22 protein-coding genes and 2 tRNA genes are annotated in these 24,459 nt (G+C 68.0%); 7 read left to right on the top strand and 17 right to left on the bottom strand.

The window, feature by feature from the left end:
- The first annotated feature begins 119 nt into the window (after positions 1-119).
- On the top strand, positions 120-692 hold the full coding sequence (locus HQ325_RS19470; protein WP_222631868.1) for a DUF3515 domain-containing protein: 573 nt from the start codon (positions 120-122) through the stop codon (positions 690-692).
- 6 nt (positions 693-698) lie between these two features.
- Here the strand turns inward: HQ325_RS19470 and HQ325_RS19465 are convergent, their stop codons facing one another.
- Positions 699-1,805 (bottom strand): D-alanine--D-alanine ligase family protein, encoded by a 1,107-nt coding sequence (locus HQ325_RS19465; RefSeq protein WP_222631866.1) that lies wholly within the window; start codon positions 1,803-1,805, stop codon positions 699-701.
- Between the two features lie 53 nt (positions 1,806-1,858).
- Entirely contained in the window at positions 1,859-2,857 is a 999-nt protein-coding gene (locus tag HQ325_RS19460) for an NAD(P)H-dependent glycerol-3-phosphate dehydrogenase (protein ID WP_222631864.1), read from the bottom strand.
- Between the two features lie 126 nt (positions 2,858-2,983).
- Here HQ325_RS19460 and cofC point away from each other — a divergent pair, with 126 nt between their 5' ends.
- The 3 genes from cofC to HQ325_RS19445 all read left to right on the top strand — a co-directional run bounded on the left by cofC (position 2,984) and on the right by HQ325_RS19445 (position 6,944).
- On the top strand, positions 2,984-3,682 hold the full coding sequence (cofC, locus tag HQ325_RS19455) for a 2-phospho-L-lactate guanylyltransferase (RefSeq protein ID WP_222631862.1): 699 nt from the start codon (positions 2,984-2,986) through the stop codon (positions 3,680-3,682).
- Positions 3,683-3,869: 187 nt separating this feature from the next.
- Positions 3,870-5,999 (top strand): RNA degradosome polyphosphate kinase, encoded by a 2,130-nt coding sequence (locus HQ325_RS19450; RefSeq protein ID WP_261778744.1) that lies wholly within the window; start codon positions 3,870-3,872, stop codon positions 5,997-5,999.
- Positions 6,000-6,008: 9 nt separating this feature from the next.
- Positions 6,009-6,944 (top strand): NUDIX hydrolase, encoded by a 936-nt coding sequence (locus tag HQ325_RS19445; RefSeq protein ID WP_308014662.1) that lies wholly within the window; start codon positions 6,009-6,011, stop codon positions 6,942-6,944.
- 82 nt (positions 6,945-7,026) lie between these two features.
- Here the strand turns inward: HQ325_RS19445 and HQ325_RS19440 are convergent, their stop codons facing one another.
- The 3 genes from HQ325_RS19440 to leuC form a co-directional block, all read right to left on the bottom strand.
- The gene (locus HQ325_RS19440; protein ID WP_027507003.1) at positions 7,027-7,737 is read right to left on the bottom strand and encodes an HU family DNA-binding protein; all 711 of its coding nucleotides are present in this window, start codon (positions 7,735-7,737) and stop codon (positions 7,027-7,029) included.
- Positions 7,738-7,899: 162 nt separating this feature from the next.
- Positions 7,900-8,508, bottom strand: coding sequence for a 3-isopropylmalate dehydratase small subunit (gene leuD, locus HQ325_RS19435; RefSeq protein WP_222631858.1), 609 nt, complete (start codon positions 8,506-8,508; stop codon positions 7,900-7,902).
- Between the two features lie 54 nt (positions 8,509-8,562).
- A complete protein-coding gene (gene leuC / locus HQ325_RS19430; protein WP_222631856.1) occupies positions 8,563-9,981 on the bottom strand; it encodes a 3-isopropylmalate dehydratase large subunit in 1,419 nt (472 codons plus the stop codon).
- Between the two features lie 61 nt (positions 9,982-10,042).
- Between leuC and HQ325_RS19425 the strand changes: the two genes are divergently transcribed.
- A complete protein-coding gene (locus HQ325_RS19425) occupies positions 10,043-10,744 on the top strand; it encodes an IclR family transcriptional regulator (RefSeq protein ID WP_222631854.1) in 702 nt (233 codons plus the stop codon).
- An 18-nt stretch (positions 10,745-10,762) separates the two neighbouring features.
- Here HQ325_RS19425 and HQ325_RS19420 read toward each other — a convergent pair whose 3' ends face one another.
- The 6 genes from HQ325_RS19420 to HQ325_RS19395 form a co-directional block, all read right to left on the bottom strand.
- The gene (locus HQ325_RS19420) at positions 10,763-11,503 is read right to left on the bottom strand and encodes a glycosyltransferase family 2 protein (protein WP_222631852.1); all 741 of its coding nucleotides are present in this window, start codon (positions 11,501-11,503) and stop codon (positions 10,763-10,765) included.
- Positions 11,504-11,618: 115 nt separating this feature from the next.
- Positions 11,619-11,691: transfer RNA gene (locus tag HQ325_RS19415), tRNA-Glu, on the bottom strand.
- Between the two features lie 83 nt (positions 11,692-11,774).
- Positions 11,775-11,846, bottom strand: a tRNA-Gln gene (locus HQ325_RS19410).
- An 87-nt stretch (positions 11,847-11,933) separates the two neighbouring features.
- Entirely contained in the window at positions 11,934-12,920 is a 987-nt protein-coding gene (locus HQ325_RS19405; protein WP_222631850.1) for a YihY/virulence factor BrkB family protein, read from the bottom strand.
- A 72-nt stretch (positions 12,921-12,992) separates the two neighbouring features.
- On the bottom strand, positions 12,993-14,477 hold the full coding sequence (gene gltX / locus HQ325_RS19400) for a glutamate--tRNA ligase (protein ID WP_222631848.1): 1,485 nt from the start codon (positions 14,475-14,477) through the stop codon (positions 12,993-12,995).
- Entirely contained in the window at positions 14,474-15,244 is a 771-nt protein-coding gene (locus tag HQ325_RS19395; RefSeq protein WP_222631846.1) for a fumarylacetoacetate hydrolase family protein, read from the bottom strand. The genes gltX and HQ325_RS19395 overlap by 4 nt, the downstream gene beginning before the upstream one ends.
- A gap of 131 nt (positions 15,245-15,375) precedes the next feature.
- Here HQ325_RS19395 and HQ325_RS19390 point away from each other — a divergent pair, with 131 nt between their 5' ends.
- Positions 15,376-16,581, top strand: coding sequence for an MFS transporter (locus HQ325_RS19390; RefSeq protein WP_222631844.1), 1,206 nt, complete (start codon positions 15,376-15,378; stop codon positions 16,579-16,581).
- On the opposite strand, the gene HQ325_RS19385 is transcribed toward HQ325_RS19390, so the two are convergent.
- From HQ325_RS19385 to HQ325_RS19365, 5 genes are all read right to left on the bottom strand, one after another.
- Entirely contained in the window at positions 16,570-17,583 is a 1,014-nt protein-coding gene (locus HQ325_RS19385) for a 3-isopropylmalate dehydrogenase (RefSeq protein WP_056446202.1), read from the bottom strand. The two genes, HQ325_RS19390 and HQ325_RS19385, sit on opposite strands and share 12 nt — an antisense overlap.
- Before the next feature lie 26 nt (positions 17,584-17,609).
- Complete coding sequence (gene serA / locus HQ325_RS19380; protein ID WP_056445463.1) at positions 17,610-19,205, bottom strand: phosphoglycerate dehydrogenase; 1,596 nt, start codon at positions 19,203-19,205, stop codon at positions 17,610-17,612.
- 147 nt (positions 19,206-19,352) lie between these two features.
- Positions 19,353-20,354, bottom strand: coding sequence for a ketol-acid reductoisomerase (gene ilvC, locus HQ325_RS19375; RefSeq protein WP_027507014.1), 1,002 nt, complete (start codon positions 20,352-20,354; stop codon positions 19,353-19,355).
- A gap of 79 nt (positions 20,355-20,433) precedes the next feature.
- The gene (gene ilvN / locus HQ325_RS19370) at positions 20,434-20,937 is read right to left on the bottom strand and encodes an acetolactate synthase small subunit (protein WP_027507015.1); all 504 of its coding nucleotides are present in this window, start codon (positions 20,935-20,937) and stop codon (positions 20,434-20,436) included.
- Entirely contained in the window at positions 20,934-22,862 is a 1,929-nt protein-coding gene (locus HQ325_RS19365; RefSeq protein ID WP_222631842.1) for an acetolactate synthase large subunit, read from the bottom strand. Before HQ325_RS19365 ends, ilvN begins: the two co-directional genes overlap by 4 nt.
- Before the next feature lie 274 nt (positions 22,863-23,136).
- Between HQ325_RS19365 and HQ325_RS19360 the strand changes: the two genes are divergently transcribed.
- The gene (locus HQ325_RS19360; protein WP_222631840.1) at positions 23,137-23,601 is read left to right on the top strand and encodes a PH domain-containing protein; all 465 of its coding nucleotides are present in this window, start codon (positions 23,137-23,139) and stop codon (positions 23,599-23,601) included.
- A gap of 18 nt (positions 23,602-23,619) precedes the next feature.
- On the opposite strand, the gene HQ325_RS19355 is transcribed toward HQ325_RS19360, so the two are convergent.
- Positions 23,620-24,450, bottom strand: a complete 831-nt coding sequence (locus tag HQ325_RS19355; RefSeq protein ID WP_308117869.1) for a DoxX family protein — start codon at positions 24,448-24,450, stop codon at positions 23,620-23,622.
- Between the last annotated feature and the right edge of the window lie 9 nt (positions 24,451-24,459).

The raw sequence follows: 24,459 nt of genomic DNA, 5'->3' as shown, positions 1-24,459 counted from the left end.
GCCGTCGTGGTTCGCCGTCGTGCAGCATCCCACGGGGCCTCGTCGTCCTCTGGCGTCCGGGTCCCCGTCCGGTGCGCGGGTAACGTCTCCGCCGAGACCGTTCGACACGAGGGAGCACGATGAAGCAGGACGAATCGACCGCGACGGACGAGTCGGCCACGGGTCTGCATCCCGCCCTGGTCGCCACCGCGATCGCCCTGCCCGTCGCACTCGTCGTCGGCATCATCGTCGCTGCGGTCATGGCGAACAGAACACCCGTTCGCGAGGCCGTCGCTCTCGGCGCCGTTCCCTCACCGCTCGCCGAGAGCACCGAGTGCGCGACGCTGATCGGCGCACTTCCCGAGACCTTCGACTCGTTCACCCGCGCCGAGTTGGCCGATCCCGCGCCCGTGGGTGCGGCCGCCTGGCAGTCCGAGGACGTCGCCGACCCGATCGTGCTGCGGTGCGGCCTCGACCGCCCGGTCGACTTCGACCGGGCCGCCGCACTCGACGTCGTCGACGGGGTGCAGTGGTTCCGGGTGTCGGGAGCAGATCAAGGCATCGCCGCCAGCACCTGGTTCGTCGTCGACCGGGGTGTGTACGCGGCCGCCACGATCCCGGACGGCACCGGCCCCACACCGATCCAGGCCCTGTCGGCCGCGGTGTCCGGCGCCCTTCCGCAGACGCCGCTGGACCCCGCTCCGATCAACTGACCCCCGTCAGCGCAGTCCGGTCCCGCGGGCGAGGGCGGTGTCGACCAGGGTGCCGACGAGCTCCGAGTACCCGACGCCGGTGGCCTCCCACATCCGCGGGTACATCGAGATGGCCGTGAAGCCGGGCATCGTGTTGATCTCGTTGATCACCGGACCGTCGTCGGTCACGAAGAAGTCGACGCGCGCGAGACCTTGCAGATCCAACGCGGCGAAGGCACGGACCGCGATCTCCCGCAGCACCGTCGAGACGTCGTCGTCCAGCAGAGCCGGGATGTCGAACTCGACCACGTCGTCGAGGTACTTGCTGTCGAAGTCGTAGAACGTCGCACTGCCGGCCGACTCCGGGGCCTCGTCCATGCGGATCTCGGCGACGACGCTGGCGCGGACGGAACCGTCCGGCATCTCCAGTACACCGCACTCCACCTCGCGGCCGACGATGCCCGCCTCGATCACGACCTTCGGATCATGTTCTCGCGCAACGGCCACCGCGTCGTCCAACTCGTTCCAGTCGACGATGCGCGTGATGCCGATCGACGATCCGCCGCGGGCCGGCTTCACGAACGCGGGAAGCCCGATGACGTCGCGCTCGTCGGCGGTCAGAGTCTCGCGATCGCGGCGCAGGACGACCTGGCGGCCGACGGGCAGGCCTTCGGCCGCGAGCAGCTTCTTGGTGAACTCCTTGTCCATCGCCGCGGCGCTCGCGAGGACTCCCGGTCCCACGTAGGGGATCCCGGCGACCTCGAACAGGCCCTGGACCGTGCCGTCCTCGCCGTAGGCGCCGTGCAGAACCGGGAAGACGACGTCGACCGCGCCGATGTCCTCGCCCGTCCCGTCGACGACGCGCGTGAGACGTCCGGGGTTCTCGGGATCGACCCCGAGAGCGAGCGGAACGCCCTCATCGGCGACCGACGGGAGGACGCGATCCCGGATCTGCAGCTCCGTCGGGTCGGCGGTGCCCTGGACCCACGTTCCTGCGCGCGTGATCCCGATGGGGATCACGTCGAATCGGTCCGAGTCGAGGTGACGCATGACGCTTCCTGCCGAGACGCAGGAGACGGAGTGTTCATTGCTTCGACCGCCGTAGATCACGGCGACCTTGATGGGATCGGTCACGTGAGCACCGTACCGGCGAACCCGAGACGAGACGTGACGCGCACCGCCCCGGTTCACTCCGGCTTGTGACGACGCCCCAGGAGGCTGTGCACGGCGTCCGGAACGGAGAGGCCCTCGTGGCAGACCCGGTGGACCGCGTCGGTGAGCGGCATCTCGACGTCGTAGGCCTCCGCGAGGGCCCGGATGGATGTGCACGATTTCACACCCTCGGCCACCTGACCGTGCGCTGCCTCCTGGGCACTCTCCAACGAACCACCCGAGCCCAACCGCTCACCGAACGTGCGATTACGCGAGAGCGGGGACGAACACGTGGCGACGAGGTCGCCCACCCCGGCGAGACCTGCGAGCGTCGACGGGTTGGCCCCGAGCGCGACACCGAGCCTGGTCACCTCGGCGAGACCGCGGGTGATGATGCTGGCGACCGAGTTCTCCCCGAAACCGATACCCGCCGCCATGCCGCACGCGAGGGCGATGACGTTCTTGCACGCACCGCCGATCTCGCACCCGATCACGTCGGAGTTCGTGTACGGGCGGAAGTAGCTCGTGGCACACGCCGATTGCAGCGCGATCGCGCGATTCGAGTCCGGGCACGCGATGACCGTCGCGGTGGGTTGCTCGGCGGCGATCTCCTTGGCGAGGTTCGGACCCGACAACGTGCCGACGCGGCTCGGGTCCGCACCGGTGACCTGACAGATCACCTGCGACATGCGCATGAGGGTGCCGGTCTCGATCCCTTTGGCGAGCGAGAGCAGGGTGACGTCCGGGCCCATCAGTGGAGCCCACTCCGCCAGGTTGGCACGCAACGCCTGCGAGGGCACCGCGAGGACGACCGTGCAGGCCCCGTCCAACGCCTCAGCCGCGTCGTGCGTCGCTCGAATGGCCGCCGGCAGTGCGACTCCCGGAAGGTAGTCGTCGTTCCGGTGGTTCTCCTGGATGGACGTCGCGAGTTCCTCTCGACGCGCCCACATGGTCACGTCGGTGCCCGCGTCGGCGAGCACCTTCGCGAACGCGGTTCCCCACGAACCAGAACCGAGCACCGCTGCCTTGACCATGACCCAGCCTTTCCTCGATCGACACGAGGCCGTCGCCCGCTCGGCAGCCCTGGCGGCTCACAGTAGCGATGTCGGAGGCCTGCCGAACGAAGTCGGCGGTAATGACTGCTGGCAGGATCGACGGTCATGAGCACGCCCAGTCGACCTCCGACCGACACCGCGCCGCGGCGCGGTGTCCATCTCGTGCTCGCGGTGAAGAACCTCGTCGACGCGAAGAGCAGACTGTCCACGACCTTCCCCGGCGACGAACGCGCCGAACTCGTGTTGGCGATGTTGCGCGACACCGCGTCCGCAGCCGCGGCCGCGGACGTCGTCACGGGATGGTCGGTCGTCACGCCGGACGCCCGCGTCGCCCGCGTCGCGATCGCCCTCGGCGGACACACGGTGTCCGAACCCGAGTCGGGCGCCGCCACCACCGTCGAGCGTCTCAATCGCGCCCTGTCCGCAGCGGACGACGCGATCAACGATGCCCACGGCGGCGACGTGATCGCGCTGCAGGCCGACCTCCCCGCCCTGCGCACCGCGGAACTGATCGAGGCCTACGCCGCCGCTCCCCCGGACACCCGCTCGGTGGTGATCGATCACACCGGCACCGGAACGTCGGCGTTGATCGTCCGGGGTCGGCCCCGGCGCCTCGAGCCACGGTTCGGTCCCGATTCGGCCTCACGCCACGTCGATTCGGGGGCGTTCCCCCTCCGCGGCACCTGGCCCGGTCTGCGTCTGGACGTGGACACTGCGGACGACGTCCGCGCCGCCCTCGACCTGGGCGTCGGGCCGCACACCGCCGCGGTGCTCGCCGAGCTCGGCTGGACCGCCACACGCTGACCGCGCTCGGGCGAGGCCTGTCGCGAATTCGCACGCGGTCGACTACTCGCGCCCGGCCCGCGTGAGGGATGATCGACGCGTGACCAACGAGGCGACCGAGAATCCGACCGACGCCCCTTCCCGTTCCGGGGCCCCCACGAGTTCCGCAGCACCCGGTGACGCCGTCGACGGTGAGTGGAGCGCGCCGTTGGCCAGCCGCGCACCCTCCGCACCGACGGCACCGCCGGCCGCGACATCGGACACCGCGGTGCCGGTGGACCTGCTCCCGGAGGACCGCTATCTCAACCGCGAGTTGAGCTGGCTCGACTTCAACTCACGGGTGCTGGCACTCGCGGAGGACTCGTCGCTGCCGCTGCTCGAGCGGGCGAAGTTCCTCGCCATCTTCGCCAGCAACCTCGACGAGTTCTACATGGTGCGGGTGGCCGGCCTCAAGCGTCGCGACGAGACCGGACTGTCCGTCCGCTCCGCCGACGGTCTCTCCCCCCGCGAGCAACTGTCGTTGATCGCCCGGCGCACCCAGGAGATCGCCGACCGTCACGCCCGCACCTTCATCGACCGCATCCTGCCGGAGCTGGCGAACGAGGGGATCTCGGTCATCCGGTGGTCGGAGGTCACCTCCGACGAGCGGACCCGTCTGACACGGTATTTCACCGAGCAGGTGTTCCCCGTCCTCACCCCGCTGGCGGTGGATCCGGCCCACCCGTTCCCGTATATCTCCGGCCTGAGCCTCAATCTTGCTGTCACGGTGAAGGACTCGACCACAGGCGGCGAGCATTTCGCCAGGGTCAAGGTGCCGGACAACGTCGATCGGTTCGTGCAGTTGCACCGGGGCGACGTCGGCGCCGTCCCCGCGTTCCTTCCCATGGAGGAGCTCATCGCGGCGCATCTCGACGTCCTGTTCCCCGGACTGCAGATCGCCGAGCACCACGCCTTCCGGATCACGCGCAACGCCGATTTCGAGGTGGAGGAGGACCGGGACGAGGACCTCCTGCAGGCCCTCGAGCGCGAACTCGCCCGCCGTCGTTTCGGATCTCCCGTGCGCCTCGAGGTCGCGGACGACATGACCGACCACATGCTCAGCCTGCTGCTGCGCGAGTTGGACGTCGATCCCGGCGACGTCATCCAGGTGCCGGGACTGCTCGATCTGTCGTGCCTCATGCAGCTCTACGGCGTCGACAAGCCCGTGCTGAAGGACGCCCCGTTCGTGCCGGCGACGCACCCCGCCTTCGGCGAACGGGAGACTCCCAAGTCGATCTTCTCCACGCTGCGGGACGGGGACGTGCTGCTGCATCACCCGTACGACTCGTTCTCCACCAGCGTGCAGCGCTTCATCGAGCAGGCCGCGGCGGATCCGCACGTCCTCGCCATCAAGCAGACGCTCTATCGAACATCGGGCGACTCCCCCATCGTCAACGCACTCATCGCCGCGGCGGAAGCCGGCAAGCAGGTCGTGACCCTCGTGGAGATCAAGGCGCGCTTCGACGAACAGGCCAACATCGCCTGGGCGCGCAAGCTGGAGCAGGCCGGCGTCCACGTGGTCTACGGACTGGTCGGACTCAAGACCCACTGCAAGACGTGCCTGGTCGTCCGCCGCGAAGGCGACACCATCCGCCGGTACTGCCACATCGGCACCGGCAACTACAACCCCAAGACCGCCCGTCTGTACGAGGACGTGGGTCTGATCACGGCCGCCGACGAGATCGGTGCCGACCTCACCGACCTGTTCAACTCGCTCACCGGCTACTCACGCAAGGAGCAGTATCGGAACCTTCTCGTCGCGCCGTTCGGTGTGCGAGCGGGAATCATCGAGCGCATCGAGGCCGAGGTGCGTGCGCACAAGGACGGCGCGAAGGCCCGGATCCGCCTGAAGGCCAACGCACTCGTCGACGAGCAGGTGATCGATGCTCTGTACTGGGCATCCACCGAGGGCGTCCAGGTCGAGGTGGTCGTGCGTGGCATCTGCGCGCTCAAGCCGGGCGTGCCGGGTCTCAGCGAGAACATTCAGGTGCGGTCGATTCTCGGACGGTTCCTCGAACACTCTCGCGTACTGCACTTCGAGGCGATCGACCAGTTCTGGATCGGCAGCGCGGACATGATGCACCGCAACCTCGATCGACGCGTGGAGGTCATGGCTCAGGTGAAGGATCCGAAGCTGTCGGGTCAGTTGAACTCCATGCTCGACTCGGCCATGGACGTCACGACGCGCTGCTGGGTACTGCAGTCCGACGGCGCCTGGACGGCGTCCCCCGCGAGCGGCGAGACGGTGCGGGATCACCAGGTGTCCCTCATGCGCCAGCGTCGCTACACCGGTTCGTGAGGCGGGTCGGTGAGCAGCTCACGCGCATCGAAGACTCCTGATCCGGTCCTGGCCGCGGGTGCGGTGCTGTGGCGGCCGGCGCCTCAGGGCGACGAGCCGATGGTGGCGCTGGTGCATCGACCGCGCTACGACGACTGGTCCCTTCCCAAGGGCAAGGTCGAGGCCGACGAGGTACCCGCAGTCGCCGCGGTTCGAGAAGTGCGGGAGGAGACCGGCTTCCGGTGCGTTCTCGGACACGGTCTCGGTACCACCACCTACCCGCTCCCGCGCTCGAAGAAGACCAAGCATGTCGACTACTGGGCAGCACGCGTCGTGGACGGCGAGTTCGCGGTCAACGAGGAGGTCGACGAACTGCGATGGCTGACTCCCGCCGAGGCCCGCGATCTCGCGACCTACGAGGCCGACCGCGACGTCGTGGGCCGCTTCGCGCAGCACCCGGTACCGACGAGCACCGCGGTGCTGGTGCGCCATGCCAGGGCGGGGAGCAAGGCCCGTTACAAGGGAGACGATGCCGAGCGGCCACTCGACAGTGTCGGTGTCCGTCAGGCAGCCGCACTGGTTCCGCTGATCCAGGCCTACGGCGGCACCGACGGATTCACCGCCGAGCGAGCTCGGTGTGTCCAGACCATCGCGCCGTGGGCCGAGTCCGTCGGTGTCGACCTCGAACTGGAACCCACTCTGACCGAGGAGGGGTACGCACAGGACCCCGATCAGGGACATCAGCGCGCACGCGAGATCGTCGCCTCGTCGTCCGGCGTCCCGGTCATCTGCAGTCAGGGCAAGGTGATTCCGAACCTGATGGAGTGGTGGGCCGACAGCGACGGCGTCGAGCTCTCCCGCACCCGGTCGCGTAAGGCCAGCATGTGGGTGCTCAGCTTCGTCGGTGGTGTGCTGGTGGCGGCCGACTACACCGACTCGCCACTCCCGCGTAGCCGGCACGACTGAACTGCCGACACGACTGAACTGACACGAACACGAAGGAGCCCCGGACCATTGGTCCGGGGCTCCATCGCGTCGTACGGGAACGTTACTTGCGTGCAGTACGTTTCGCCGGAGCCTTCTTGGCGGGCGCCTTCTTGGCGGGCGCGGCCTTCTTGGCCGGGGTGGTCTTCTTGGCTGCCGTCTTGGCCGGTGCCTTCGTCGCCGTGGTCTTCTTCGCGGCGGCCGTGGTGGTCTTCTTGGCTGCCGTCTTGGCCGGTGCCTTGGTGGCGGTGGTCTTCTTGGCTGCCGTCTTGGCCGGTGCCTTGGTGGCGGTGGTCTTCTTGGCTGCCGTCTTCGCCGGTGCCTTGGTGGCGGTGGTCTTCTTGGCTGCCGTCTTCGCGGGAGCCTTGGTCGCCGCCTTCGCCGGAGCCTTGGCCGCGGTCTTCTTCGCCGCTGCCGTCTTCTTCGCTGCCGCAGTCTTCTTCGCGGGGGCTGCGGAGGCGCCACGCTTCACGGCGGGGCCCGTGGCGGACAGCTTCTGGCCACCGGCGATGACTGCCTTGAACTGCGCGCCGGGACGGAACGCGGGGACGGACGTCGGCTTGACCTTGACGGTCTCGCCGGTGCGCGGGTTACGAGCGACGCGCGCGGCGCGGCGGCGCTGCTCGAAGACACCGAAGCCGGTGATGGTGACCGACTCGCCACGGTGCACGGCGCGCACGATGATGTCGACGATGTTCTCGACAGCGTCCGTGGCGCTCCGGCGATCCGCGCCTGTCTTCTCGGTCAGGGCGTCGATCAGTTCTGCCTTGTTCATCGGTGATTCCTCCGCATACTGATTGGCCCGTCGTCGGACCGACTGAGTACCACGGTAAACCGGAAATGCGCACGAGTCCACGAGCCACGCCAAAACAGTCTGTTCGGCTGTAATCGTCGCAGCCACAATGAGTGTCGCGGGAAGGGCCTTTTCGGCCCGGAATCACCGAGCCTGATCAGGCGCCGGAAGTGTCGTCGGCTTCCATTCCGGACGCGACTTCTCGAACTCGGAAATGGCTTCTACCTGGCGTAACGTCAACGCGACGTCGTCCAGGCCCTCCAGCAGACGCCACCTCGTGTAGTCGTCAATATCGAAGCGCACCACCAGTGTTCCGGCGCTGATCGTCTTCGTCTCGAGGTCGACGGTGAGTTCCGTCCCGGGGCGCTCGTCGAGCAATTTCCACAGCAGTTCCACATCCGATTGCTCGACAACGGCGGCCAGCAGACCCGCCTTTCCGGCGTTGCCGCGGAAGATATCGGCAAATCTGGACGCGATCACGGCCCGAAATCCGTAGTCGGAGAGTGCCCACACGGCGTGCTCCCGCGAGGACCCGGTACCGAAATCGGGACCAGCGACGAGGACCGAACCCTTGTCGAACGGCGGGGTGTTGAGGACGAATCCGGGATCGGTGCGCCACCCCGCGAAGAGCCCGTCCTCGAAACCTGTTCGGGTCACGCGCTTGAGGTACACGGCGGGGATGATCTGGTCGGTGTCGACGTTGCTGCGGCGCAGCGGGACACCGATTCCGGTGTGCGTGGTGAACGATTCCATGACGAGCTCCTGACGGGGCGTACGAGGGACGGGGCGGAAGGGTTCTCGGTGGACTCAGCCGAGATCGGCGGGAGCCGACAACCGTCCACGCACCGCGGTGGCGGCGGCGACAGCCGGCGAGACGAGGTGTGTACGGCCGCCCTTGCCCTGGCGCCCTTCGAAGTTGCGGTTCGACGTCGAGGCCGATCGCTCACCCGGAGCGAGCTGATCGGGATTCATTCCGAGACACATCGAGCAGCCCGCCTGGCGCCATTCCGCGCCTGCGGCAGTGAAGATCGCGCCCAGTCCTTCGTCCTCCGCCTGTGCGCGCACCCGCATCGACCCGGGAACGACGAGCATGCGCACACCGTCGGCAACGGTACGACCGTCCAAGATCTTCGCTGCCACACGGAGATCCTCGATGCGACCGTTGGTGCAGGACCCGAGGAAGACGGTGTCGACCGCGATGTCGCGCAACGGCGTGCCCGGCTCGAGACCCATGTAGGTGAGCGCCTTCTCGGCGGACTGGCTCTCGCCCTCGTCGAGGATCTCGGCCGGATCGGGTACCGACGCACTGAGGGGCGCGCCCTGGCCCGGATTCGTGCCCCACGTGACGAACGGGGTCAGCGCGGAGCCGTCGATACGCACTTCCTTGTCGAAGACCGCACCGTCGTCCGTGACGAGCGTCGACCAGTCGGCGACGGCCTGCTCCCACAGCTCACCGGAGGGAGCGTGCGGCCGACCCTTGATGTAGTCGAACGTGATCTCGTCGGGGGCGATCATGCCCGCGCGTGCGCCCGCCTCGATGGACATGTTGCAGATGGTCATCCGCGCTTCCATCGACATCGTCCGGATGGCCTCGCCGCGGTACTCGATGACGTAGCCCTGCCCACCGCCCGTACCGATCTGAGCGATGACCGCCAGGATGAGGTCCTTGCTGCCGACGTCGTCACCGAGCTCGCCGTCCACCGTGACCGACATGGTCTTGAAAGGTCGCAACGACAGTGTCTGGGTCGCCAGCACGTGCTCGACCTCGCTGGTGCCGATACCCATCGCGAGAGCGCCGAAGGCACCGTGCGTCGAGGTGTGGCTGTCGCCGCACACGACGGTGGTTCCCGGCTGCGTCAGGCCGAGCTGAGGCCCGATGATGTGCACGATGCCCTGCTCGATGTCGCCCATCGAGTGCAGGCGGATGCCGAACTCCTCGCAGTTGCGCCGCAGGGTGTCCACCTGCGTCCGGGAGACGAGATCCGCGATCGGCTGGTCGATGTCGACCGTCGGGACATTGTGGTCCTCGGTCGCGATGGTCAGATCGGGGCGTCGCACGGGTCGTCCCGCCAGGCGCAGTCCGTCGAAGGCCTGCGGACTGGTGACCTCGTGAACCAGGTGGAGATCGATGTAGACGAGATCCGGCTTGGTCGCATCTCCCTCACCACCGCCGCGAACGACGACGTGCTGATCCCAGACCTTCTCCGCCAGGGTCTTCGCTGCCATGACTCCACCTTTCGAACGACGACGATCACCATCTCACGTTGTGAGACGCTAGTATCGCTACATGGGACAGCATAGCGGCATCGGTGTTCTGGACAAAGCAATGAGCGTTCTGCAGGCTGCGTCGCTGGAACCGTGCAGTCTCGCCGACCTGTGTTCTGCCACCGGGCTCCCCCGCGCCACCGCGCACCGGCTCGCCATCGGACTCGAGACGCACCGCATGCTGAGCCGCGACACCGACGGGCTGTGGCGACCCGGGCCGGCACTCGCCGAACTCGCGCACACCGCCGCGGACCCTCTTCTCGACGCCGCGGCCACCGTGCTGCCGACGCTCCGCGAGATCACCGGGGAGAGCGTGCAGGTCTACCGGATCGACGGCACCGTGCGCGTGTGTGTCGCCTCCATGGAACCTCCCACCGGTCTGCGCGACACCGTGCTCGTCGGCGCCCGCCTCCCTCTCACCGCCGGGTCCGGCGCCAAGGTGCTTCTCGCGTGGGCCGATCCCGCGCTCCAGCGCGCCGTCCTCCCCGACGCCGCCTTCGGTGAGCGAGTGCTCGCGGAGGTCCGCAAGCGCGGTTGGGCACAGAGCGCCGCCGAGCGTGAAGCCGGCGTCGCCAGTGTCGCCGCACCGATCCGCGGGCGGGACGACCGTGTGGTCGCCGCCATCTCCGTGTCCGGCCCGATCGACCGGATGGGCCGCCGACCCGGAGCGCGCTGGGCAGCCGACCTTCTCGCTGCCGCAGACGCCGTGCAGAAACGCCTCTGAGGGGGCGCGCAGACTGCTCTACCGGAACTCGTGCACCGTCGGCTGCGGTGTGGAGAGCCACTTCCGCACATTTCCCCGGTGCAGGCGTAGAACACCGCCCACCATGCCCACCGCGGACTTGGCGAGGTACTTCCGGTTGCCCATCATCTCGATGGCGGTGGCTCGGCCGAAGTGGTTGATGAAGGCACGTTCGGTGACATAGCTGCCGAATCCCTCTGCTGCGGCGCGGATGCAGAAATCGACGTCCGCGCCCCACCCCGTGGACCCGAAGTTGCGTTCGTCGTATCCGCCGAGTGCGAGCCAGGCGTCCTTCGAGATGGTCATGGCCGTCCCGTCCACCGCGTAGCACTTGCGGTACCGGTCGACCGGGACGTAGTCCTCGGCCGGCCCGGAGTACGTCGTCTTCATGTCTCGGTGGCCGTACGCGTCGTCGTAGACGGGCACGACGATGGCCGCGTCGGACGGCAACTGCGGGTCGGTCACCGCGTCGAGGAACCCGCGGGACAACCTGGTGTCGTTGTTCAGGGTCATCGCATGGGTGTGGCCGTCGCTGAAGGCGATGCGGAACCCCAGATTCGATCCGCCGGCCCAGCCGAGGTTGCGGCCGGGTGTGACGACGCGCTCGTCGGCGAGCGGGGTGTAGTCACCGCGGTTGTCGATGATCACGAAGGTGGCGTTCTCGCGTCGCAGATCCTGGACCACAGCGTGGGTGTAGTCGATCTGGCCGTAGACGGGAACAGCGATGAGTAGTGAGGACACACTGTGAACGTACGACACGGCGTCACGCGCCACCACCGGGACAGAACCGAGCGGTACTCGGTCTACTCGACAAACGACTCGAGGACCACCGCATCGCGGTGGTCCTCGAGTGTTGTAGCCCCGACGGGATTCGAACCCGCGCTACCGCCTTGAGAGGGCGGCGTCCTAGGCCGCTAGACGACGGGGCCAGGATCTTCATCTGTGAATCAGGTGGAGCAACCGGAAGAGCATAACCGGCCGAGAGCATCCGACGAAATCGGGTGTTTCTCTGCTGGGGTACCAGGACTCGAACCTAGAATGGCGGTACCAGAAACCGCTGTGTTGCCAATTACACCATACCCCAATGGCCTGGTCCGGACGCGTTCTCCGGGCCGTTTCGAGCCGTGGAGAACACTACCAAACACCATGCCGAATTCACCAAATCGGCTGGTCAGCGCGCTGCATCGGTCGACTGCGGCCCGTCGGGCTCACCGAAGGTGACCTCGATCTCCTCGAAACCCTTGCTCCGCTGCGCCTCTGCCTGCGCCGTGTACGCGTCCCGGTCACCGTCGGTCAGCTCGACGTTGTCCGTGAAGGGAGTGAGCAGAGCCCGCGGGTGCAACCTGTCGGTCCGTACGACGTTCACCTCGATGCACAGCACGAGCACCAGCGAGGAGATGTAGAGAAACGCGAGCAGACCCAGGACGATCGCGAACACCCCGTTGGTGGTGTCCGCACCGCCGACGACGCGCTGGACGTACAGGCCACCGAACGACTGCAGCGCCTGCCACAGCAGCGCGCCGATCAACGCGCCGGGAAGCACGTCGCGCACGCTCACCGCACGTGTGGTCCCCAGGCGGAAGGCCACGACGAACGTGGCGGTGTTGAGGACGATCGCCGCGATCGTGACCAGCACCTGAGCGACCGTGCCGAAGAACCCGGCCGAGTTGAAGCCGTTCAGGATCGTGACGCCGATGACAGCGGTCCCGACCGTGAGCAACAGACCGAAGCCGCGCACCCGTGCCCGAATGGGATCGGGCCGATCGTTCTTCGGCACGGACCAGGCGACGTTCATCGCATTCTGTGCAGCCACCGCGACGCCCAGTCCGCCGTAGAGCGATCCCAGGACGCCGATGACGATGGCGCCCGTTCCACCGCTCAGCCCCTCGGGTTGGCCGAGCTGGTCGCCGATCAGCGGGATCTGACTCATCGCCGAGTCGATGATCTGTTGCTGCAGTTCAGGATTGCCGGCGAGGACGATACCCAGGACGGTCGAGAAGAGCAGCAGCAGAGGGAACAGCGAGATGAAGCCGAAGTAGGCGATGAGCGCTGCCAGGTACCCGCCCTGATCGTCGAAGAACTTGTAGAACACGGCCAGCGGAAATCCCATGGCTGGGTGCCGCTGCTGAAACCTGTCGATTCGATCGGTGACACTCATCGCCCCAGCCCTTCCACCGACCCCAGCCCTTCCACCGACCTCAGCCCTTCCACCGAACAGTCCCGAGTCACCTCAGACGATCGATGCACGGGCCGACCGCAGACGGGCCGTCGTCAGCTCCCGGCCCAGCAGCACCATCGACTCGTACAGCGGTGGGCTGATGTGGGAACCGGTGACCGCCACGCGCACCGGCGCGAACGCCTTGCGCGGCTTCAACTCCAACTCGTCGATCAGCGCGACCTTCAGAGCCGACTCCAAGGCCTCGGCCGTCCAGTCCGCCGTGCCCTCCACGGCTCGCAGCGTGGCATCCAGAACGGGTGCCGCGTCGGCGCCCAGGTTCTTCGCGGCCGACGCCGGATCGACCGTGAACTCCTCGGTGGGGGCCAGCAGGAACTTCAGGAGACCCCATGCGTCGGACAGGACGACGATACGGGTCTGCACCAGTTCCGCGGCCTCGGCGAAAGCGGTGTCCGACACCTCGACCGGGTGGCCGTGGGTCTCGAAGTACGTCCGCAGGCGCGCGGCGAAGTCGGCCGGGTCGAGCAACCGGATGTGCTCGGCATTGATGGCGTCGGCCTTCTTCTGATCGAAGCGGGCCGGGTTCGAATTGACCGTCGAGATCTCGAAGGCACCGACCATCTCGTCGAGCGAGAACACGTCCCGGTCGTCGGAGAAACCCCAACCGAGGAGGGCCAGGTAGTTGAGCAGACCTTCCGGGACGAATCCGCGCTCCCGGTGCAGGAAGAGGTCTGCCTCGGGGTCGCGCTTCGACAGCTTCTTGTTGCCCTGCCCCATCACGAACGGAAGGTGCCCGAACTCCGGAACCCGTTCTGCCACACCGATTCGTATCAACGCCTCGTACAGTGCGATCTGACGCGGGGTCGAGGACAGCAGGTCCTCACCGCGCAGGACGTGCGTGATCTTCATCAGCGCGTCGTCCACGGGGTTCACCAACGTGTACAGCGGGACACCGTTGCCGCGGGTGAGCGCGAAGTCCGGAACGGTGCCGGCGCGGAATGTCGTCTCCCCGCGCACCAGGTCGTTCCACGACAGATCGTGATCGGGCATGCGTAGCCGAACGACGGGCTTGCGGCCCTCGGCGAGGAAGGCCTCCCGCTGCTCGTCGGTCAGCGTCCGATCGTGATTGTCGAAGCCCAACTTGGGATCTCGGCCGGCGGCGAGATGCCTCGCCTCCACCTCCTCCGGTGTGGAGAAGCTCTCGTACGCCTCCCCCGCGTCGACGAGTTGCCGGACGACGGCGAGGTGCTGATCACGGCGCAACGACTGCCGGTACGGCTCGTACGGCCCGCCCACCTCGGGACCCTCGTCCCAGTCGAGCCCGAGCCACCGCAGCGCGTCGAGCAGCGCCCGGTACGACTCCTCGGAGTCACGCGCGGCGTCGGTGTCCTCGATGCGGAACACGAACGTCCCACCGTGGTGACGGGCGAAGGCCCAGTTGAACAGAGCCGTGCGCACCAGCCCGACGTGCGGAGTACCCGTGGGCGACGGGCAGAACCGGACGCGGACGTCGGATGCGGGAACACTCGCGGCGGTCACTTGTCCACCACCGGGTTCGTCAGGGTGCCGATGCCCTCGATCTCGACGGACACGCTCTCGCCCGCATCGATCGGACCCACTCCCTCGGGAGTTCCGGTCAGGATGACGTCGCCGGGAAGCAGGGTCATCACCGACGAGATCCACTCGATGATCTTCGGCACGTCGTGCAACAGGAGCGAGGTGCGGCTGTTCTGCTTCACCGCGCCGTCCACCGTCGTGGTCAGAGCGAGATCCGAGGCGTCGAGGGACGTCTCGATCCACGGGCCGAGCGGGCAGAAGGTGTCGTAGCCCTTCGCGCGGGTCCACTGGCCGTCGTGGCGCTGGTTGTCGCGGGCCGTGACGTCGTTCGCGACGGTGTAGCCGAGCACCACGTCGAGAGCGCGTGCGGCCGGGACGTCCTTGCACGGGCGGCCGATGACCACCGCGAGCTCACCTTCGTAGTGCACCTCGGACGACGTCGGCGGACGCACGATGTTCGCACCGGGTCCGACGATGGACGTGTTGGGCTTGATGAAGATCACCGGGTCCTCGGGTGCGTCCGAGCCCATCTCCGCAGCATGCGCCGCGTAGTTCTTGCCGATGCAGATCACCTTGCTGGCAAGAATGGGCGCCAGGAGGCGGACATCGGCGAGAGGCCAACTCCGGCCGGTGAAGGTCGGTGTGCCGAAGGGATGTTCCGCGATCTCTCGCGCCGTCCTCTCGTCTCCGTCGCCTTCAATGGCGACGAACGCAACACCGTCGGGACTCGCTACTCGACCAAGACGCATGGCGGAAGTCTATCGAGCGGCGTCGGGCGGATACCGGCGGGCGACGAACGACGATCGAGTACGGGGTAGCATCGGCGACCGGGAGTTCATCATTCGAGAATGATGTCCCACATAGTGAGAACGGAGTCGGCATGAGTCGCGTCCAGCGCTACACCACGTCCACGGCGGGTCGGTGGGCGATGCTCGTGATCGGCATGCTCGCGACCGCATCCACGGCACTGCTCTTGAACGGCGCCGCGTTCCTCATTCCCGCACTTCGAGATCAGCGCGGACTCTCACTCGCGTCGGCGGGCCTGGTCGTGGCGATGCCCACGGCCGGCATCGTCCTGACGCTGTTCGCGTGGGGCGCCGTCGTCGACCGCGTCGGCGAACGGCGGTCCCTGATCGCCGGATCCGTGCTGACGTCGGTGGCCGCGTTCTGCGCCGCCGCGACGGAGTCCACGGTCGCGCTGGCCGTCTTCCTGCTCCTGGGCGGGATGGCTGCCGCCAGCGTCAACTCCGCCACGGGTCGCGTGGTCGTCGGATGGTTCCCTCCACATCGTCGCGGACTGGCCATGGGTGTCCGGCAGATGTCGCTTCCCCTCGGAGTCGCGCTGTCGGCGTTGCTGATTCCCGGTATCGCCCGCGATCACGGTGTGGGGACCGCGATGCTCCTTCCCGCGGTCGCGTCCGCCCTGGCGGCTCTCGCATGCCTCGCCGGTGTGTTCGATCCGCCGCGGCCCTCCCGATCGGCCGCCTCCAGTGCCGATCTCCTCGCCAACCCCTACCGCGGGCGTCGTGATCTCTGGCGCATTCACGGCGCGTCGGTCGCGCTGGTGGTGCCGCAGTACGTGGTGTGGACGTTCGCTCTCGTCTGGCTCGTCGACCAGCGGGCGTGGTCCCCCGAAGCCGCCGGGGTCCTCATCACCGTCTCGCAGATCCTCGGAGCGGGCGGACGCATCGCCGCCGGCGCAGTATCGGACCGGGTGGGCAGCAGACTCGGACCGATGCGGTGGGTCGCCGTCGGCGTCGTGGCCGCAATGGCCGCGCTCGCGTCGGCGGACGCCCTCGGCCTCGCGGCGTCGGTGGTGATTCTCGTGGTCGCGTCGGTGGCGACGGTGTCACCCAACGGGCTGGCGTTCACCGCCGTCGCCGAGCGGGCGGGTCCGTTCTGGAGCGGGCGGGCACTCGGCGCCCAGAACACCAGTCAGTTCATCGCCGCGTCGGCAGTTCCCCCGGTGTTCGGCGCCCTGATCACGCACACGTCGTATGCGGTGGCGTTCGGGGTGTCCGCGGTGATCGCGCTTCTCGCGGTACCGACCATTCCGCGAGAAGCGCGAGACCGACTACACCAGTGAGGCGATCCGGTCGCCGATCGTCGCGGTCGTGCCCGGATCCCCGGCGGTGCGCGTCGCCAGGTCCTGCGCGACGGCGGACTCGACGCGCGCCGCCGCCTCGGTCTCGCCGAGATGCGCGAGAAGGAGCGACACCGACAGAATGGCGGCTGTCGGATCGGCGATTCCCTTGCCGGCGATGTCCGGCGCACTGCCGTGCACGGGCTCGAACATGCTCGGGTTCGTCCGCGTCGCATCGATGTTCGCGCTCGCGGCCAGACCGATACCACCGGCGACCGCGGCCGCGAGATCGGTGATGATGTCGCCGAAGAGATTGTCGGTGACGATCACGTCGAAGCGGCCCGGGTCGGTCACCAGGTGGATCGTCGCCGCGTCGATGTGCTGGTACGCCACCTCGACGTCGGGGAACTCGGCGGCGACCTCGTCGACCGTCCGCTTCCACAGCGATCCCGCGAACCCCAGCACGTTGGTCTTGTGCAGCAGGGTCACGTGCTTGCGACGACCCATCGCTCGCGCGAAGCCGTCACGGACCACGCGCTCCACACCGAACCGCGTGTTGAGGCTGACCTCGGTGGCGACCTCGTGCGGAGTGCCGACGCGGATGGCGCCGCCGTTGCCCGTGTACGGGCCCTCGGTGCCCTCCCGCACGACGACGATGTCGACCGGCTTGTTGCCCGCCAACGGACCGACGACACCCGGGTACAGCTTGGACGGGCGCAGGTTGATGTGGTGATCCAGCGCGAATCGTGCGGTCAGCAACAATCCGCGCTCGAGCACACCGCTGGGCACCGACGGATCACCGATGGCGCCGAGCAGGATGGCGTCGTGGCCGCGGAGCTCCTCGAGCACCGACGGCGGCAGGATCTCCCCCGTCGCGTGATAGCGCCGTGCACCCAGGTCGTACTCCGTGGTCTCCGCACCGGGCGCGACCACCTCGAGCACCTTGAGTGCCTCGGCCACCACCTCCGGTCCGATGCCGTCTCCGGCCACGACACCCAGCTTCATCGAAGTCCCCTCGTTCGGCGTCGACATCAGGACAGGTCGACCAGCTCGATGGTCGTCGCGCCCACGGAGGCGGCGATGGCGTCCCGAACGTCCTGCGCCACATCACGATCGACGCGCAGCAGGATGGTGGCGCCACCGCCCTCCGCGTCCTGGCTGAGTGCCGCGGCGGCGATGTCGACACCGGCGTCGCCCAGGGCGGTGCCGATGCGTCCGAGCGAGCCGGGACGGTCGTCGTACGTCACGATGAGGTTCTTGCCCTCGGCGCGCAGATCGAAGTTGCGGCCGTTGATGTTGACGATCTTCTCCACGTGCTGGGGACCGGTGAGGGTGCCCGCGACGTTGACGACGGTCCCGTCGCCGTAGACCGCACGGACGTCGACGACGCTCCGGTGGTTGGGGCTCTCGCTGGCCTTGGTCACGTCGGCCGTGACACCACGCTCCTCGGCGAGCGACGGTGCGTTGACGAAGGTGACCGCGTCCTCGATGACGGCGGAGAACAGTCCCCGCAGCGCCGACAGCTTGAGGATGTCGACGTCCTCGGACGCCAGCTCACCGCGCACGTCGACGGACAGCGACGTCGGGAGCTCGTCCGACAGGGCACCGAGCAGGACGCCCTGCTTCCGCACGATGTCGAGCCACGGCGCGACCTCCTCGCCCACGGCGCCGCCGGAGACGTTCACCGCGTCGGGCACGAACTCGCCGGCGAGGGCGAGCAGGACGGACTTGGCGACGTCGGTGCCGGCGCGGTCCTGGGCCTCGGTGGTGGACGCACCGAGGTGCGGGGTGACGACGACCTGCGGGAGCTCGAACAGCGGGCTGTCGGTGCAGGGCTCGCTCGCGTAGACGTCGATACCCGCGGCGAAGACGTGGCCGCTGGTGATCGCGTCGGCGAGAGCCTGCTCGTCGACGAGTCCACCGCGAGCGGCGTTGACGACGATGACGCCCTTCTTGGTCCGGGCGAGCGCCTCCTTGCCGATCAGACCCTTGGTCTCGGGAGTCTTCGGCAGGTGCACGGAGAACATGTCGGCGCGCTCGAGGAGCTCGTCGAGGCTGACCAGCTCGATACCAAGCTGCGCGGCACGAGCCGGCGAGACGTAGGGGTCGTAGGCGATGATGTGGGTCTCGAACGCGGCGAGACGCTGCGCGAAGAGCTGACCGATACGGCCGAGCCCGACCACACCGACGGTCTTGCCGAAGATCTCGACACCGTTGAACTTGCTGCGCTTCCACTCGTGCTGACGCAGCGTGGCGTCGGCGGCGGGGATCTGGCGAGCAGCCGAGAGCAGCAGCGTCACCGCGTGCTCGGCGGCCGTGTGGATGTTGGAGGTCGGGGCGTTGACCACGAGCACACCGCGCTCGGTGGCGGCGGGCACGTCGACGTTGTCGAGGCCGACTCCGGCGCGCGCGACGATCTTGAGCTTCGTTCCGGCAGCGAGCACCTCGGCGTCGACCGTGGTCGCGGAGCGGACCAGGATGGCGTCCGCGTCGGGAACCGCGGCCAGGAGGGCCGGGCGGTCCGGACCGTCCACCCACCGCACCTCGACACCGTCGCCGAGAGCCTCGACGGTGGACTGCGCAAGTTTGTCGGCGATGAGTACGACGGGGCGGCCTGGCTGGCTCACGTGGAGAACTCCCTGATCAGGTGACGGAGAAGAGGTGTGGTTCCGGATTCGTGCGGGCGTCAGCCTAGTGGCCGAGCCGAGACCCGACGCAGGGCACCCGAGGTCGACGAACTCGACCGCGGGTGCCCCGTGTCAGGAATGCGAGGGTCAGGCCGTCTCGGTGATGGGACGGTCGACCCAGCTCATGAGGTCGCGCAGCTTCTTGCCGGTGACCTCGATGGGGTGCTCGGCGTTCTGCTTGCGCAGGCCCTCGAGCTCGGTGTTGCCGTTCTCGACGTTGGCGACGAGGCGCTTGGTGAACTCGCCCGACTGGATGTCGGCCAGGATCGCCTTCATGCGCTCCTTGGTGCCGGCGTCGATGACGCGCGGCCCGGAGAGGTAGCCACCGAACTCCGCGGTGTCGGACACCGAGTAGTTCATGCGGGCGATGCCGCCCTCGTACATGAGGTCGACGATCAGCTTGAGCTCGTGCAGGACCTCGAAGTACGCCATCTCGGGCGCGTAGCCGGCCTCGACCATGACCTCGAAGCCGGTCTTCACCAGCTCCTCGGTGCCGCCGCACAGCACGGCCTGCTCGCCGAAGAGGTCGGTCTCGGTCTCTTCCTTGAAGGTGGTCTTGATGACGCCGGCGCGCGTGCCGCCGATGCCGCGGGCGTAGGACAGTGCGAGAGCCTGGCCCTCGCCCTTGGGATCCTGGTCGACGGCGATGAGGGCGGGGACACCCTTGCCGTCGACGAACTGACGACGCACGAGGTGGCCGGGCCCCTTGGGGGCGACCATGCCGACGGTGATGTTGGCCGGGGCCTCGATCAGCTTGAAGTGGATGTTGAGACCGTGGCCGAAGAACAGCGCGTCGCCGTCCTTGAGGTTGGGCTCGATGTCGTCCTTGAAGATCTGCGCCTGGGCCGTGTCCGGAGCGAGCAGCATGATGACGTCGGCCCACTCGGAGACCTCCGCCGGCGTGCCCACGCCGAGGCCCTGCTCGGCAGCCTTGTCACGCGACTTGGAGCCTTCCTTCAGGCCGATGCGGACGTCGACGCCCGAATCGCGGAGGCTGAGCGAGTGCGCATGGCCCTGGCTTCCGTATCCGATCACAGCGACCTTGCGGCCCTGGATGATCGAGAGATCGGCATCGTCGTCGTAGAACATCTCGACTGCCACTGTGGTTTCCTCCTACATCTGTCCCGGTCGCATGTGACCGGGTAATCGAAACTACTGGGTTGGGTGATCAGCGGGACGCGGTGATGGACTTCGGTCCACGACCCACCGCGACGACGCCGGACTGGACGATCTCGCGGACACCGTACGGGTCGAGCATCCGGAGCAATGCCTCGAGCTTCGAGCGGGTGCCGGTCGCCTCGACGGTGACTGCCTCCGGGGAGACGTCGATGACCTTGGCGCGGAACAGGTTCACCGTCTCGATGACCTCGCTCCGCACGCTCGCGTCGGCACGGACCTTGATGAGCACGAGTTCACGCGCGACCGACGAGTCGGCTTCCTGCTCGACGATCTTGATGACGTTGACGAGCTTGTTCAGCTGCTTCGTCACCTGCTCGAGCGGGAACTCGTCGACCGTGACGACGATGGTCATGCGCGAGATCTCGGGAACCTCGGTGCCGCCCACCGCGAGGGACGCGATGTTGAACCCGCGGCGCGAGAACAGAGACGCCACACGTGCGAGCACGCCCGGCTTGTCCTCGACGAGCACGCTCAGGGTGTGACTGGTGCTCACAGGTCGATGCCTTTCGAATTCGCGCCCTGGGCCGCCTCGGTGACGTCGCCGACCGAGCCGGGCTCCTGAGCCGCTTCCTCGTCGTTGTCGAACAGCGGGCGGATGCCGCGGGCGGCCATGATCTCGGAGTTGCCGGTGCCCGCTGCGACCATCGGCCACACCTGGGCGTCCTTGCCGACGATGAAGTCGATGACCACGGGCCGGTCGTTGATCGCACGCGCCTGCGCGATCACCGCATCGACGTCCTCCTCGCGCTCACAGCGAAGACCGACGCAGCCCAGCGCCTCGGCCAGCTTGAGGAAGTCCGGGATGCGCACGGCACCGTGTGTACCGAGCTCGGTGTTGGAGTAGCGCTCCTCGTAGAAGAGCGTCTGCCACTGCCGCACCATGCCGAGGTTGCCGTTGTTGATGACGGCGACCTTGATCGGGATCCCCTCGACCGCGCAGGTCGCGAGCTCCTGGTTGGTCATCTGGAAGCAGCCGTCACCGTCGATGGCCCAGACTTCGGTGTCGGGCAGGCCCATCTTGGCGCCCATCGCGGCCGGGACCGCGTAGCCCATCGTGCCGAGTCCGCCGGAGTTGAGCCAGGTGCGCGGCTTCTCGTAGCTGATGAACTGAGCGGCCCACATCTGGTGCTGACCGACGCCGGCGCAGTAGATCGCGTCGGGCCCGGCGAACTTGCCGATCGACTGGATCACGAACTCGGGTGACATGGCGCCGTCCGACGGTCGGTCGTAGCTCAGCGGGTACGTGCGTCGGACGTTGTCGAGGTAGGTCCACCAGTCGGCGAGATCCAACGCGGTGCCGGTGGCCTGGTCCGCGCGGATCGCCTCGATCAGTTCGACGATGACCTCGCGGCAGTCACCCACGATCGGCACGTCGGCGAACCGGTTCTTGCCGATCTCGGCGGGATCGATGTCCGCGTGCACCACCTTCGCCTCGGGGGCGAACGAGTCGAGCTGTCCGGTCACACGATCGTCGAAGCGTGCGCCGAGCGTGATGAGCAGATCGCTCTTCTGCAGTGCGGCGACCGCGGCGACGGTTCCGTGCATACCGGGCATGCCGAGGTTCAGGTCGTGGCTGTCCGGGAAGACACCCCGGGCCATCAGAGTCGTGACGACGGGGATGCCGGTGAGCTCCGCCAACTCGAGCAGCTCGGGCGACGAGTTCGACTTGATGATGCCGCCGCCGCAGTACAGCACCGGCTTCTTCGCGGCCGCGATGAGCCGTGCTGCCTCACGCACCTGCTTGCCGTGCGGCTTGGTCACCGGGCGGTAGCCGGGCAGCTTCATCTCCGGCGGCCACGAGAACGTGGTCTGTGCCTGCAGCACGTCCTTCGGGATGTCGACGAGCACCGCACCCGGACGCCCGGAGGACGCCAGATAGAAGGCCTCGGCGATCATGCGAGGGATGTCGATCGGATCGGTGATGAGGAAGTTGTGCTTGGTGACGGGCATCGTGATGCCCGAGATGTCGGCTTCCTGGAAGGCATCCGTACCGATCAGACCACGGCCGACCTGTCCGGTGATGGCGACGACCGGGACGGAGTCCATCTGCGCATCGGCCAGCGGCGTCACCAGATTGGTCGCGCCGGGACCCGAGGTCGCGATGCAGACACCCACGCGGCCGGTGGCCTGCGCGTAGCCGGTGGCGGCGTGGCCGGCACCCTGCTCGTGTCGCACCAGCACGTGCCGGACCTTCGCCGAGTCGAGCAGCGGATCGTAGACGGGAAGTACGGCACCACCGGGAATGCCGAAGACGACGTCGACCTCGAGCTCCTCGAGTGCGCGGACGACGGACTTCGCTCCGGTCACGCGCTCGGGCGGAAGGGGACGACGCTGCGGCGTCGCGGACGGAGTGGGGCGATCGGCGGCGGGCGGAGCCTTGCGTGGTGCCGGGCCGGGCCGGGCGGTGGGTGCGCTCACTGGTGCTTCCTTAGATCTTCATCCGGGCAAGAAAAAACCCTCGCCAGCAGATGCTGTACGAGGGTGGCGCGTCGTGGCTGAGCGTGAAGACGTTTCGGCTCAGGCGACGACGCGCCTGCCGATTACGAGGAACTCTTCACGCTTCACGCGTGTGACGTTAGGCGCGTGATGCGGTGCCAGTCAAACTTACCGAACTCGTGATCCCATTATGTGGGATGGCGTTATGCAGTGCGAAGATGGAGGGGTGTCGTCTTCGCAGCAGTCCGAACCACCGGTGACAGTCTCCCACACCGAGAGCCCCACTCCCGACGTGTCCCCCACGGCCTCCGCGGTGTTCCGCATTCCGGCCCTGGCGCTGTCCGGCGTCGCGCTGTTCCTGTTCGGGGTCACGTTCCCCGTGGTCGGCGCGCCGGAACTCTTCGGGTGGATGCTCGCGCTCCCGGTTCTGCTGGGCTATTGGATCATCCGCGTCCGCACCACGGTCACCCCGCAGCAGTTCGTCTCACGTCGGGCGTTCCGCTCGACGACGGTGCCGTGGACGTCCGTCACGGGACTGCTGTTCCCGAAGCTCGGGTGGGGCAAGGCGACTCTCGACGACGGCTCGACCGTTCGGATGCCGGGCGTGACCGTGGACAAGCTCCCGCTGCTCTCCGCGGCGAGCGGCGGCGCGGTGCCGGACCCCTCGCCCGTCGAGGAGCCCGTTCGCGACGAGTCGGCCGAGCCCGAGCCCGGTGCCTGAACGACGGTGACGCACGGGTCAGGCGAAGGGGTCGGCGCCGTTCAGGAAGATCCACAGCGCCGCGGCGCCGCCGATGCCGATGGCCAATGCGAGGAACGACCCGATGAAGGGGCGGCGTGCCCAGCCGCGTCCGCCGTCCACGGCGATCCGTCCCGGGCCCGTGAGGATGATGGACGCCGAGGCCAGCACCAGCAGCGTCTCGTACTCGACACCCGTGGGGGCGAAGAACTGCAGCCCCGGCTCGCCGACCTGGCGTACGAGCCAGGCATTGATCATGACGGCCAGCACGGCGGCACCGGCGAGCGGCGTCGCCAGTCCGAGAATCAGCAGCGCACCGCCGGCGACCTCGCCGACCGCGCCGAGAATGGACAGCAGACGTGCCTGGTCGTAGCCGGACCCGGCCACGATCTCCTGGAAGCCCGAGAGCCCGGGACCGTCGAACCATCCCGTGAGCTTCTGCAGACCGTGCACCAGCACGATCGCGCCGACGCTCACGCGCAGGATCAGCAGTCCGAGATCGAGCGTGCCGCGACGGTCCGGGACCACCTCGGGGCGCACCTCGGCCGGCGTCGCGGTGCGATCCGTGCCGGTCACCGGGATCGCGCGGGTCGCGCTGTCGTCGTACGCGGGTTCGGTGCGGCTCGACGTCGCCGCGGTGTCAGCGGGGTAGCTGGGCAGCTTCTCGGTGGGATGCGCGGTGCGCGACCGGTCGGCGTCGAGCTCGTCGTCGGTGCGCGGGAGCTGTGATCCGCTGCCCCCGCCTATCCGCTCTGTCGGCTGGTCGTAGGGACTCGCCGCCGGCTCGTAACCGGACGGGGAACGGCCTGTGTCATCGGACTTCTCACTCACGTGCATCAG

The organism is Rhodococcus sp. BP-349 (assembly GCF_019835845.1).
GTDB lineage: Bacteria > Actinomycetota > Actinomycetes > Mycobacteriales > Mycobacteriaceae > Rhodococcoides.
The sequence above is the reverse complement of the archived record's forward strand: the minus strand, read 5'-3'. Positions and strand labels throughout refer to the sequence as shown.

What these genes read in the sequence shown, in the direction of transcription:
- HQ325_RS19460 (WP_222631864.1), bottom strand. Translation starts at nt 2,857, where the DNA reads ATGGTCAAGGCAGCGGTGCTCGGTTCTGGTTCGTGGGGAACCGCGTTC.
- HQ325_RS19440 (WP_027507003.1), bottom strand. Translation starts at nt 7,737, where the DNA reads ATGAACAAGGCAGAACTGATCGACGCCCTGACCGAGAAGACAGGCGCG.
- HQ325_RS19390 (WP_222631844.1), top strand. Translation starts at nt 15,376, where the DNA reads ATGAGTCGCGTCCAGCGCTACACCACGTCCACGGCGGGTCGGTGGGCG.
- HQ325_RS19405 (WP_222631850.1), bottom strand. Translation starts at nt 12,920, where the DNA reads ATGAGTGTCACCGATCGAATCGACAGGTTTCAGCAGCGGCACCCAGCC.
- HQ325_RS19385 (WP_056446202.1), bottom strand. Translation starts at nt 17,583, where the DNA reads ATGAAGCTGGGTGTCGTGGCCGGAGACGGCATCGGACCGGAGGTGGTG.
- HQ325_RS19470 (WP_222631868.1), top strand. Translation starts at nt 120, where the DNA reads ATGAAGCAGGACGAATCGACCGCGACGGACGAGTCGGCCACGGGTCTG.
- cofC (WP_222631862.1), top strand. Translation starts at nt 2,984, where the DNA reads ATGAGCACGCCCAGTCGACCTCCGACCGACACCGCGCCGCGGCGCGGT.
- ilvC (WP_027507014.1), bottom strand. Translation starts at nt 20,354, where the DNA reads ATGTTCTACGACGACGATGCCGATCTCTCGATCATCCAGGGCCGCAAG.
- HQ325_RS19425 (WP_222631854.1), top strand. Translation starts at nt 10,043, where the DNA reads ATGGGACAGCATAGCGGCATCGGTGTTCTGGACAAAGCAATGAGCGTT.
- leuC (WP_222631856.1), bottom strand. Translation starts at nt 9,981, where the DNA reads ATGGCAGCGAAGACCCTGGCGGAGAAGGTCTGGGATCAGCACGTCGTC.
- HQ325_RS19395 (WP_222631846.1), bottom strand. Translation starts at nt 15,244, where the DNA reads ATGCGTCTTGGTCGAGTAGCGAGTCCCGACGGTGTTGCGTTCGTCGCC.
- leuD (WP_222631858.1), bottom strand. Translation starts at nt 8,508, where the DNA reads ATGGAATCGTTCACCACGCACACCGGAATCGGTGTCCCGCTGCGCCGC.